Genomic DNA, 10,657 nt, shown 5'->3' with positions numbered 1-10,657 from the left:
CCATTTTGCCTGATTTTGGCGCCTTGGTCTTGATTGGCTAAGGGATGCGGGAGGGGGCTTGCAGCCTTTTTGCAACAAACCCGCACACCTCTGGACTATTTCGCAATGTCATGGCGCCGGGTGACGTAAAACTCGGTCGAGTACTGCAGCCCTAGGGAAAATTCGCAAGAGCAGGGCAGCATCTCACTCAGAGCCTTGTCGAGATCTGCGAGCAAGGCTTGAGAGAATGAATGGTCCCGGTGCGGCTTCACCAGGAGGCTGACCGAGATATTCACATGGCTATGATGAAAGAGATCAGTTGGATAGGCGCGCCCTTTGCAGGCACCGGCACCGTCGTCATGGCGCAGAATAAGGGCTTCAATTTCAGTCAGCATAGCCTGGGTATCCAAGTCTAAGTCGCTGGAGAATTTGATCTCGGCGTGGGGCATTCAGATTGTCCTTTGATGTTTCTCTTTTTCAGAGACGGTTAGTACACATGTACCCGTACCTGTGGTCCGACGCAGGCGGATTAGCCAATTTTGGTGACCAATTCCGCTAGCCCGCTGAGATCGGCGAGAACGTTGTAGCGTGGGCTATGTTCCGGTGGTTCAGCATGTTCCAATTCCCAGCTGAGCCCATGGGGCACATAGGTTCCCCAGCCTCCGGCATCAATGATGGGCACAACATCTGACCGCATGGAGTTGCCGACCATCATGGCTTGTTCGGCGCTGCTGCCGTGGCGGTGAAAAATCTCCTCATAGACCGCGGGAGTTTTCTCTGAAACGATTTCCACGCCATCAAAAAGTTCACCCAACCCGGATTGGGCCAGTTTCCGCTCCTGATCCAACAGATCCCCCTTGGTGATCAGGATAACCCGGTGGCTCTTTGCCAGTGCAGTGACAGCTTCCTTGGCCGAGGGTAGCAATTCGATTGGATAAGAGAGCATCATCTGACCGGCCTCGATCAGGTCTTGGATCACTCTGGCGGGCACTTTCTGCTCTGTTACCTCAATCGCGGTTTCAATCATCGAAAGCGTGAAACCCTTTACGCCGTAGCCATAGCGTCCCAGGTTGCGTCTCTCAGCGGCCAACAAGCTGCGATCGAGCGCGGCAGGATCCATCTCCAGCGGCGTATGGTCCTGCAGGAGTTCGGCAAATCTTGCCTGCGTAATGCGAAAAAAACGCTCATTGTGCCAAAGAGTATCATCAGCATCAAAGCCGATTGTATCAATTTTGCTGCGCACGCTGCCTCCGCAATGTCTTTTCCTAATCACTCTTTAGGCTATATAAGCAATTGGTAGATTTCCATGCATGACCGGAACCCAAAGCCCATGCCGCTTCAACCTGTGATGATGTCTCAGTACCCGGATGATGATGCCGATACCGGTGTCCTGACCAAAACACGCCCCAAGACCAAGCGCCCACCGCGCTACAAGGTCTTGCTGCTGAACGACGATTACACTCCGATGGAGTTTGTTGTCATGGTGCTTGAGCGTTTCTTCAGCATGACCCATGCGGAGGCGTTTGATATCATGCTGACCGTGCATAAAAAGGGGTTGGCAGTTGTGGGGGTCTTTACCCATGAGATCGCGGAAACCAAGGTTGCACAGGTGATGGATTTTGCCGGACGGCATCAGCATCCATTGCAATGCACCATGGAAAAAGAAGAATAAATTCAAAAAGAAAGAGGGCGCCACATGTCCCTACGCCTGTCCCTGGCTCTTGCGCCGGGCGGTTTTCCTGTTCCGGACGAAGGACGCATTGCAGTCTTTGGTCCCCGTGCAGGGCTGGATCTTTCGGCGCTTCCAAAAGAGCGCCTTTTGCTGTTGCAGCCGCTGCGTCCGGACTATGAGGCCTTTCAGGCTAAAGGCTTTGACTGTGCAGCTGAACTGCCCAAGGATGAGGTTTTTGCCGCTGCGATTGTCTTCCTGCCACGCGCCAAGGCAGAGGCGCGCATGCAGCTAGCGCTCGCAGCAGAGTGCTGTTCAGGCGGGCCGGTGCTGGTAGACGGGGCCAAGACGGATGGGGTTGATTCGGCTTTGAAGGCGCTGAAAGCGCGTCTTGATGTCTCCGCTCCTGTTTCAAAGGCTCATGGGAAGATCTTCTGGTTCTCAGGTGGAAACGATGTGCTGCAGGATTGGATCTCTGATCTGCGCGCCTTGCCAGAGGGGTTTGTGACCGCTCCCGGAGTTTTTTCCGCAGACGGGGTGGACCCGGCTTCGGCACTCTTGGCCGCCAGCCTGCCCGCCAAACTGGGGCGGTCCGTCGCAGACCTAGGTGCGGGCTGGGGTTATCTGTCCAGAGAGATCCTTACGCGCGCGGATGTGGAAGAGCTTTACCTGGTCGAAGCGGATAGCCGCGCTCTGGACTGTGCTCGCCGAAACCTGGATGATCCACGGCCGCAGTTCTTCTGGCAGGATGCGCGTCACTGGAAGGCGCCCGCGCGGCTTGATGCAGTGGTCATGAACCCACCGTTTCACACAGGCCGCAGTGCAGAGCCTGAACTCGGCAAAGCCTTTATCCTCTCCGCAGCGCGCCAGCTTGCTCCGTCTGGCCAGCTCTGGATGGTGGCAAACAGACATCTTCCCTATGAAGAAAGCCTTGCCGCCAGTTTTGCACAGGTAAAGGAAGTCGGGGGCGACACGCGTTTCAAGATCCTGCACGCGCAAAAGCCACGTCGCAATCGATCCTGATCCGCATTCTGGCTGGAACCTGCTGGGCGCGGCAAAGCCCGTTTCCAATTCTGAACGATCGGTTTAATCTCGCACCAGTCTAATCCGTCTTTGCGGCGATCTGCCTGCGCAACCATTAGGGTCAACCACTAGGGAGTTTGCCTCTATGTCTTTTTCAATTTCTGGCAAGACCGCCATTGTCACCGGTGCCTCTAGCGGGATCGGCTTGGCTATAGGCCGACAGTTTGCGGCCGCTGGGGCAAATGTCATGTTTGCTGACACCCATGAGCCAGCTTTGTTGAAGGAATTGGGGACCGAGGCCGAGGATGGGAATATTCGCTATTTTGCCGGCGATCTGCGTGAACGGCTGACCATTGCGAACCTGCTCTCGGCGACGATTGATGCCTTTGATGATGTCGATATTCTGGTCAATGGGGCCCGGCAGGTTGTTCAAAGCGACCCGCTGGATCCCAATGATGATTCTCTTGATCAGCTGCTGACAGAGAATCTACTGCCGGGGCTGCGTCTGTCGCAGCAAGTTGCCAAGCGAATGATCAAGCAGGGGGAAACGCGCGATAGCGATGTACCGCTGGGGGCCATCATTAACTTGTCCTCCATTGCCGCGCGTCGAACGCACCCTGAGCTGATGGCCTATTCGGTGGCCTCCGCCGCCCTGGATCAGCTGACTCGTTCCCTTTCCGTCTCGCTTGCACCACATCGGATCCGGGTAAACTCAATCGCCTTTGGTTCAGTCATGAGTGCGTCGATGCAAGCCACACTCAAGGGCAATCGCAGCTACCGCGAGGACATCGAGCAGCATACGCCACTTGGCCGAATTGCTTCGCCTACGGAACTGACGGAAGCCGCACAGTTCCTGGCCTCGGATGCGGCGGGTTTCATGACCGGACAAATCATGACCCTGGATGGTGGACGTACTTTGCTGGATCCGGTCGCAGCACCGGTGCACTAACAGATTTGCAGGAAGACAGACCTCAGATGAATGCAGAAATGAAAGAGCAAAAAGCTCTGGCAGCAGCTTGGTTCCGCGAATTGCGAAACCAGATCGTTGCAGCTTTTGAAGAGCTGGAGCAGAGCCACACAACGGGGCCATTTGCTGAACTGGAGCCTGGATCCTTTGAGGTGACAGAGACAAAACGTGGCTCTGATGAGGGGGCGGATGCCGGTGGCGGCCTGATGAGTGTGATGCGCGGTGGCCGGGTTTTCGAGAAGGTCGGCGTCAATATCTCCGAAGTCTATGGCACATTGGGAGAGAGGGCGCAGATGGCCATGGCAGCGCGCAAGGGGCTGCCGGGCATGAAGGATGACCCAAGGTTCTGGGCTTCGGGTATTTCGTTAGTGGCGCATATGCGCAACCCCCGTGTGCCTGCGGTTCATATGAATACCCGTATGTTCTGGACGCCGCATGGCTGGTGGTTCGGCGGTGGATCGGATCTCAATCCATGTATCGAATACGATGAGGACACCGCTCATTTTCATCAGACACAAAAGCGCCATCTCGACCCGCATGGAGAGGATCTCTATTCGCAGCTGAAAGATTGGGCGGATGAGTATTTCTACATTCCGCATCGGGGCCGGGCCCGTGGTGTCGGCGGCATCTTTATGGATGATCGCAATTCCGGTGATTGGCAGGCGGATTTTGCACTGACCCAGGATATCGGACGAGCCTTCCTTCCAGCCTATGTTCCTCTGGTCGAAAAGCGGCGGCAGCAGGGGTTTTCGGAGGCCGATAGAGAGGCCCAATTGGTACACCGTGGCCTCTATGCTGAATATAATCTGGTCTATGACCGGGGAACAAAGTTTGGCTTGGAGACCGGCCATGATGCCAATGCCGTTCTGATGAGCCTGCCGCCTCTGGCGAAGTGGGTCTGAGCTATCAAAAGCTCGGATCGGTTTTTTCCATGAGGGTCCAGCCTGAGGTGGTCGCTGGTTTCTGGCGCTCCGCCTGTGGGTTGGATTTTCTTATAGCTCCCTCGCCAAGGTATCGCAAAAACTTACCCAAAGGCCCCGCTGGTTTTCTGGGGCTTGATTTCAAGTCTAGGAAAAGCTGCATTCTAGAGAGAGGATAGTTGCAAGGGCTCGCCCTGGTCCTCTGGGCCCCTGTGTTTTTGGTTCGAGTAGGAGTGATTCATGGCCTGGTTACGGGCGAAACTTACCAGCACTTGCTTGATGTGTGTCTCTTTGCTGGCTGGGGTGTTGCTAGCCTCCTGCGCCCGAACGCCACAACATTCGCAGGTTGTTACCCCTGACAGAAGCGTGGTTACCTCCCCTTCGGCCCCGGCATCATCAGCACAGCTGTCGCGGCTCTCGACCTTCCCCAGATTTGGCGATAGTGACCCCTTTGACTGGCAGGGGCGTGGCCCTGGCGCCTATGCGATACATGGTATTGATGCGTCGCGCTGGCAGGGTGAAATCGACTGGCGACAGGCCCGAAAGGCTGGGATCTCTTTTGCCTATCTCAAGGCCACCGAAGGTGGCGATTTAGCTGACCCCAGATTTAAGGAATACTGGCGCGGAGCAGGTGCCGCCGGGGTAGCGCGTGGCGCCTATCACTATTTCTATTTTTGTCGCCCGGCTGCGGAGCAGGCCCGTTGGTTCATCCGTCATGTTCCCAAAGATCCCGGGGCACTCCCGCCGGTTCTGGACATGGAGTGGAACCCCTTTTCCAAAACCTGCACCAAACGTCCGGATGGTAAAGTCGTGCGCGCAGAAGCGCGAAAATTTCTACGTATTCTCGAAGCGCATTACGGTCGCCGCCCTGTAATCTACACAACGGTGGATTTCTACCAAGAGACCGAGATTGGCCAGATCGCAGGAACGGAGTTCTGGCTTCGCTCGGTCGCGGGTCATCCGCGAAAGATCTATCCCGGTGCCGCATGGCAGTTTTGGCAATACTCGGGCACCGGGCAGGTGCCTGGCATCGCGGGGGATGTCGATCTGAATGTCTTCCGAGGAAGTCCAGAGAGCTGGCTGGCTTGGTCGGGACAATTGTAGCGCTCCGACGAACCGTCCAAGCGCTGTTCTAAAGAAGCACAGGAGAAGCGGCCTAGGCCCGCTTCCACCCTGCCTCTGCCAGGGCCTGGCCGTAGCCCCGTGCAATGCGCATATCGGGACCCAGACCTTTGGCAATCAGCGCTTTGTGCATGTGCTTCAACTGCCAGCAGGGCACATGCATGACCATGTGATGCTCGAGATGGAAGTTGACCCAATAGGGGGCGACAAAAAGCCGGGCAATCGGACCTGCCTTGGTTGTGCGCACGTTCTGCAGCGGGTTTTGCGACTGTTCCACTGCCCCATGTTCAGCGATATTGCGCACGCGCAACACGAACTGAAACCAGGTCAGGTAGGGCAGCAACCAAAAGGCCAGCCCCCACCACCAGTCTCCAATCAGGCTCATCAGCACCGCGATTGAGACAAAGACTGGAAGGGATTTCCACAGATGTGGTGCCTTGAAACTCTGGGCGAAATCGGAAGCTGCGGCCTCAATCGCATCCTCATCCCCGGCCAAGCGGAAGCTCATCAGGATCTGGCCGATCAACTGTTTGGCGCCTGTCTGGCCGGTCAGGTCGCGGGTGAATTTGCGCTTGAGTGAGGCCTTGGAGGTCGGGAATTTCGAGCTGAGCTTGAGATCCGGGTCCTTGTCGGTCTGGGTAAAGCGATGATGGGTGAGGTGGTAATGGCGATAGGCTGCCAGTTCTGCCAGAATGGGCCGCCCGCAGAGCCACTCTCCCACGGTGTCATTCCATTTCCGGTTCTTGAACAGAGCATTATGCGCGGCCTCATGCATGAGAATCGCCAAACCCAGCTGACGCGACCCAATGACCATAACCGCGACAAGAAAACTCAACGGGTTTGGCCAGAGAGCAAAGAGGCCTATTGCCAGCGCGATAGTGCCCCAGCAATGAACTACCAGCCAAAATCCCATCACATCGGATCGCTCGGCCAAGGGACGGATTTCATCCGAACTTAGATAGGATTTTCCCGGTGTCATGTTGCGCTCCTCCTGATGGAAGGCTCGCCGGCATCCGCGGAGCGGTCAAATGAGTCGCCACGTCATACTCTGGCGTATGTCGTGGCGGCACTTTGGCAAGAACGGTGTGCTACTGACGCCAATCAAAGAAGCTTGGGCCTGCCTGGTCCAGCAGTTTGGCTGCCATATCGCGCCCAAGTGCGGCACCATCTTCAATGGCGCAGCTCTGATCCTCGGCAATGGCCTCAGAGCCATCCGGGCGCAGCACTTCGCCGCGCATCCGCAGGGTGCCGCCATCCAGTTCCGCCAGACCGGCAATAGGCGTCTCACAGGATCCATCCAATGCCGCCAGAAAGGCGCGTTCCGCTGCCAGCCGCTGGCCGGTGGCCTTGTCATGGATCGCTTCCAGCATCGCGGCCACGCGGCTATCATCGCTGCGTCGCTCAATGCCGATCGCGCCCTGCGCTACGGCAGGCAGCATATCCGTTGTCTCAATCGCGGTGGCAGGCACACTCTCCATCGCCAGCCGGTTCAGGCCAGCCATGGCCAGGAAGGTGCATTCCGCAACACCATCTTCCAGCTTTTTCAGGCGTGTTTGCACATTGCCACGGAACTCAACCACCTTCAGGTCCGGACGGCGATTCATCAGCTGTGCACGACGGCGCAGCGAAGAGGTGCCAACTACAGCACCCGCCGCCAGATCCTGCAGCCGTGAAAACTTGGGTGAAACAAAGGCATCACGCACATCTTCGCGGGGCAGGTAGCAATCCAGCAGCAAGCCCTCTGGCTGCAGAACCGGCATGTCCTTCATCGAATGGACCGCAATATCAATCGCACCGGACAAGAGGTCCTCTTCGATCTCCTTGGTAAAGAGCCCCTTGCCACCCAGTTCCTTCAGGGGCTTATCTGCCGCGATCAGTGCCTGATTGTCGCCTGTTGTCTTGATCACAACGATCTCAAAGGCCTCTTGCGGCAGGTCGAATGCCTTGGCCAGGCGCGCGCGTGTCTCATAGGCCTGCGCCAGGGCAAGCGGAGAGCCACGGGTGCCAATTTTCAAGGGCGAAGCGGGGGATGGCAGGTTCTGTGTCATGCGCTCAGCTTTAGTAGCGGCATAATGCCGTTGCAAGCGTCCTGCATGCGGGCCTTGACAATTTGCCGCCAAGAGCCGACCTCAGGGGCGAGGCAAATTTCGAGGGTGACATGGCTGAACAGAAGAAAATCCTGCGCGCATTGGCTGGTGAGAAGCAATCTGTCCCGCCGATCTGGATGATGCGTCAGGCGGGTCGCTACCTGCCAGAGTATCGCGCAACGCGTGCGCAGGCCGGTGATTTCCTGTCGCTCTGCTACAATTCCGAACTGGCGGCCGAGGTCACTCTGCAACCGATCCGGCGCTATGGGTTTGATGCGGCCATTCTGTTTGCCGATATTCTACTGATTCCCCAGGCGCTGGGCGCAGATCTGTGGTTTGTAACCGGTGAGGGGCCACGCCTTTCGACCATCACCAGTGAGGCGGATTTCGCCAAACTTGGCCCAGCAAGCGATATTCACGAGACCCTGAACCCGATCTATGAGACGGTTAAAATCCTGTCGCGTGAACTGCCTGCCGAGACCACGCTTATCGGCTTTGCGGGCGCGCCCTGGACTGTGGCCACCTATATGATCGCCGGTCGCGGCACTCCGGATCAAGGCCCCGCCCATGCTTTGAAACAGGAAAATCGCCCCCTGTTCGAAGCCCTGCTGGCGCGCATCACCGAGGCCACCATTGACTATCTGTCGAAACAGATCGAGGCCGGGGCCGAGGTGGTCAAGATCTTTGATAGCTGGGCCGGTTCGCTCAAGGGGGAGGATTTCCGCAAATATGCACTGGAGCCCTGCCGCCAGATCACGGCTGCCCTGAAAGAACGCCATCCGGGTATCCCGGTCATCGGCTTCCCGCGCGAGGCTGGTGACGCCTATCTTGGCTTTGCCAAGGAGACCGGCATTGACTGTCTGGCCTTGGATAACTCGGTAGATCCGCTTTGGGCCGCGCAGAATCTTCAGGTCGACGGCTGTGTCCAGGGCAATTTGGCTTCGCGTCACATGGTCACCGGCGGCGAGGAGCTGGTGAAAGAGACCCGCGCGATCGTGCAGGCCTTCCAGAACGGTCCCCATATCTTCAATCTGGGGCATGGGATCACGCCGGATGCCAATCCGGATAATGTGAAACTGATGATCGACACCGTTCGAGAGGCATGAGCGCAGCGGCGGACACTGCGCCCAAGATCCACCTGCGCCCAGCGGAGGTAGGGGATGCTTCCAGCCTGGCGGCTCTCTCGATTGAAGTCTGGCTGGGCACCTATCTGCGCCAAGGGGTGAACGGGTTTTTCGCTGATTATGTCTTTGCGGAACTGACGCCGCAGCGCATGGAAGAGCATCTACAGCGCGAGAGCGAGATTTTTATAGTCTCTCAGAACCGTGATGGGATCGATGGGTTTATCCGTCTCACGAAAGATGCGCTTCCTCCGGCAGGGCAGGGGTCCCCACTGGAGATCACCACGCTCTATGTTCAGCCCCGGCACCATGGTCGCGGCGTTGGGCAAGCACTGTTGCAGGCGGGCTTGCGACAGGCGTCAGATCTGGGCGCGCCGCATCCCTGGCTCACCACTAATGTCGAAAACACCTCGGCTATCGGTTTTTATCAACGTCAGGGTTTTTCCATCACCGGGCGCACGCATTTCTGCATCGGTGATCAAGCCTATCCAAACGAAGTCCTGACCTATCGTCCTGAATGCTGAACTGTGGGTTGCGCGTGACCCCTAAAGGGGAACTTTACCAGAGTATCACCAGCTCATGGTGAGCCACTTGCCTTCGCAAGTGAGGTCACCTTCGAAGTGACGAGTGGTTTCCTCTGCCATTTGCTCGGTGCGATGCCTGTTTCTCGCAGGAATTCCCGATTGAAATTGGACTTGGTGTTGAAGCCGCTGGCAAGCATCGCCTCGGTGATGCTTGCCCCTTCTTCGATCAAGCCACAGGCATGTCTTATGCGCCATGAATTGATGTATCGCGAAACATTTGCACCAGTTGCCCGATTGACCGCAGTAGATAGCCGTTTCTCTGGCAAGTGCATTCGGCGGGAGAGGCGGGCCAGCGTCAGATTTGGATCAAGATGCATTGGCTCCCGCGACAGGAATGCTTGCAGGTTCGCGACAATCTTGATGTCTTCCGCTCTGGTTTGACGGGGAGGAGAGTGCGGGATCTGCCGCTCGTCGCCTGGGCTGCCTGATGCAGAGGGGCTGCCGCTCAGCAGTCCAACAAAGAGTAGAACCAGCGATGAGGAGAGCGTGATCATCCAGCCGGTCCAGTTCTCATTCCCTGTCGCAAAGGCCATGGCAATCAGCACATCGCTAATCGCAGATGCAATCAAGGCCCATCCGAGAACCTGCCATATAACTGCTGGGATAGGGCCAGCTTCAAGTCGGGCTAAGGGCATGTCGGATGCACTTTGCAGTCGGAGAAGGATCGCACCGCCATAGCCCGCAAAGATCAGTGGTACGACAAAATCGAGGGTTTCTGGCGCAAAGAGGCGACAGAACAGGGCAAACACCGGGGCCGCTACATGGGCTGCCATGCTACGCAAAGCCATACGGCTGACAAGCGCGTCTTGAAAAGTAACCCAGGCCAAGACGGGGACAATTGTTGCACTAACCGGAAGTATCGGTCGCAACCATTCTATTTCATAGCCGACGACCAGCGTGACGAGGCAGGATTGCAGGGCGCAGATGGCAAGAAATATCACCAGAGGTGGCCTTCCTCCAGACAGGTAGGTCCGCAGGGCAAGGTAGCCAAGAACAAGGGCGACAAAGGCAGGGATCGGAAGCATAGGCATCTGGCTACTATTGTCCGAAAACCGGATCGCGGCGACCTGAATCCCGAAAACAGGACGCGGAGGCGTACATTTTTCTTCACTCGTGGGGCAACGTTCAAAACGGAGGCTTCCATGAAACGTTTTGCACTTCTTTGCAGTTTGGCTTTGTCATCCG

Annotated in this window: 12 protein-coding genes; 7 read left to right on the top strand and 5 right to left on the bottom strand. The window is 57.0% G+C overall.

Annotated features, from left to right (window positions below; genetic code table 11):
- Positions 1-95: 95 nt before the first annotated feature.
- Positions 96-428, bottom strand: a complete 333-nt coding sequence (locus tag RSK20926_RS18255; RefSeq protein WP_008209010.1) for a hypothetical protein — start codon at positions 426-428, stop codon at positions 96-98.
- Positions 429-508: 80 nt separating this feature from the next.
- The gene (locus tag RSK20926_RS18250) at positions 509-1,222 is read right to left on the bottom strand and encodes an HAD family hydrolase (protein WP_008209009.1); all 714 of its coding nucleotides are present in this window, start codon (positions 1,220-1,222) and stop codon (positions 509-511) included.
- A gap of 87 nt (positions 1,223-1,309) precedes the next feature.
- Between RSK20926_RS18250 and clpS the strand changes: the two genes are divergently transcribed.
- The 5 genes from clpS to RSK20926_RS18225 all read left to right on the top strand — a co-directional run bounded on the left by clpS (position 1,310) and on the right by RSK20926_RS18225 (position 5,662).
- Positions 1,310-1,651 carry an ATP-dependent Clp protease adapter ClpS gene (gene clpS, locus RSK20926_RS18245; RefSeq protein ID WP_037255682.1) on the top strand — a complete coding sequence of 114 codons (342 nt, stop codon included), beginning with the start codon at positions 1,310-1,312 and terminating at the stop codon, positions 1,649-1,651.
- 24 nt (positions 1,652-1,675) lie between these two features.
- Positions 1,676-2,671, top strand: coding sequence for a class I SAM-dependent methyltransferase (locus tag RSK20926_RS18240; protein ID WP_008209006.1), 996 nt, complete (start codon positions 1,676-1,678; stop codon positions 2,669-2,671).
- A gap of 145 nt (positions 2,672-2,816) precedes the next feature.
- The gene (locus RSK20926_RS18235) at positions 2,817-3,620 is read left to right on the top strand and encodes an SDR family NAD(P)-dependent oxidoreductase (RefSeq protein WP_008209005.1); all 804 of its coding nucleotides are present in this window, start codon (positions 2,817-2,819) and stop codon (positions 3,618-3,620) included.
- 38 nt (positions 3,621-3,658) lie between these two features.
- Positions 3,659-4,540, top strand: a complete 882-nt coding sequence (hemF, locus tag RSK20926_RS18230; RefSeq protein ID WP_442852527.1) for an oxygen-dependent coproporphyrinogen oxidase — start codon at positions 3,659-3,661, stop codon at positions 4,538-4,540.
- A 297-nt stretch (positions 4,541-4,837) separates the two neighbouring features.
- A complete protein-coding gene (locus tag RSK20926_RS18225) occupies positions 4,838-5,662 on the top strand; it encodes a glycoside hydrolase family 25 protein (RefSeq protein WP_008209001.1) in 825 nt (274 codons plus the stop codon).
- Between the two features lie 52 nt (positions 5,663-5,714).
- Here the strand turns inward: RSK20926_RS18225 and RSK20926_RS18220 are convergent, their stop codons facing one another.
- Positions 5,715-6,659 (bottom strand): fatty acid desaturase family protein, encoded by a 945-nt coding sequence (locus RSK20926_RS18220; protein ID WP_008208998.1) that lies wholly within the window; start codon positions 6,657-6,659, stop codon positions 5,715-5,717.
- Positions 6,660-6,768: 109 nt separating this feature from the next.
- A complete protein-coding gene (hemC, locus tag RSK20926_RS18215; protein ID WP_008208997.1) occupies positions 6,769-7,728 on the bottom strand; it encodes a hydroxymethylbilane synthase in 960 nt (319 codons plus the stop codon).
- A 110-nt stretch (positions 7,729-7,838) separates the two neighbouring features.
- Here hemC and hemE point away from each other — a divergent pair, with 110 nt between their 5' ends.
- The gene (hemE, locus tag RSK20926_RS18210) at positions 7,839-8,873 is read left to right on the top strand and encodes a uroporphyrinogen decarboxylase (protein WP_008208994.1); all 1,035 of its coding nucleotides are present in this window, start codon (positions 7,839-7,841) and stop codon (positions 8,871-8,873) included.
- Positions 8,870-9,412, top strand: coding sequence for a GNAT family N-acetyltransferase (locus tag RSK20926_RS18205; protein WP_008208993.1), 543 nt, complete (start codon positions 8,870-8,872; stop codon positions 9,410-9,412). The genes hemE and RSK20926_RS18205 overlap by 4 nt, the downstream gene beginning before the upstream one ends.
- A gap of 53 nt (positions 9,413-9,465) precedes the next feature.
- Here the strand turns inward: RSK20926_RS18205 and RSK20926_RS18200 are convergent, their stop codons facing one another.
- Entirely contained in the window at positions 9,466-10,413 is a 948-nt protein-coding gene (locus tag RSK20926_RS18200; protein WP_232281926.1) for a helix-turn-helix domain-containing protein, read from the bottom strand.
- Between the last annotated feature and the right edge of the window lie 244 nt (positions 10,414-10,657).

The sequence above is a fragment of the Roseobacter sp. SK209-2-6 genome (assembly GCF_000169455.1).
In the GTDB taxonomy this organism is placed as follows: Bacteria; Pseudomonadota; Alphaproteobacteria; order Rhodobacterales; family Rhodobacteraceae; genus Pseudophaeobacter.
The sequence above is the reverse complement of the archived record's forward strand: the minus strand, read 5'-3'. Positions and strand labels throughout refer to the sequence as shown.

Bases quoted from the DNA above. Each gene is read 5' to 3' on its own strand.
- RSK20926_RS18235 (WP_008209005.1), top strand. From the start codon at position 2,817: ATGTCTTTTTCAATTTCTGGCAAGACCGCCATTGTCACCGGTGCCTCT.
- RSK20926_RS18240 (WP_008209006.1), top strand. From the start codon at position 1,676: ATGTCCCTACGCCTGTCCCTGGCTCTTGCGCCGGGCGGTTTTCCTGTT.
- hemE (WP_008208994.1), top strand. From the start codon at position 7,839: ATGGCTGAACAGAAGAAAATCCTGCGCGCATTGGCTGGTGAGAAGCAA.
- clpS (WP_037255682.1), top strand. From the start codon at position 1,310: ATGCCGCTTCAACCTGTGATGATGTCTCAGTACCCGGATGATGATGCC.
- hemC (WP_008208997.1), bottom strand. From the start codon at position 7,728: ATGACACAGAACCTGCCATCCCCCGCTTCGCCCTTGAAAATTGGCACC.
- RSK20926_RS18225 (WP_008209001.1), top strand. From the start codon at position 4,838: ATGTGTGTCTCTTTGCTGGCTGGGGTGTTGCTAGCCTCCTGCGCCCGA.
- RSK20926_RS18255 (WP_008209010.1), bottom strand. From the start codon at position 428: ATGCCCCACGCCGAGATCAAATTCTCCAGCGACTTAGACTTGGATACC.
- RSK20926_RS18205 (WP_008208993.1), top strand. From the start codon at position 8,870: ATGAGCGCAGCGGCGGACACTGCGCCCAAGATCCACCTGCGCCCAGCG.
- RSK20926_RS18220 (WP_008208998.1), bottom strand. From the start codon at position 6,659: ATGACACCGGGAAAATCCTATCTAAGTTCGGATGAAATCCGTCCCTTG.
- hemF (WP_442852527.1), top strand. From the start codon at position 3,659: ATGAAAGAGCAAAAAGCTCTGGCAGCAGCTTGGTTCCGCGAATTGCGA.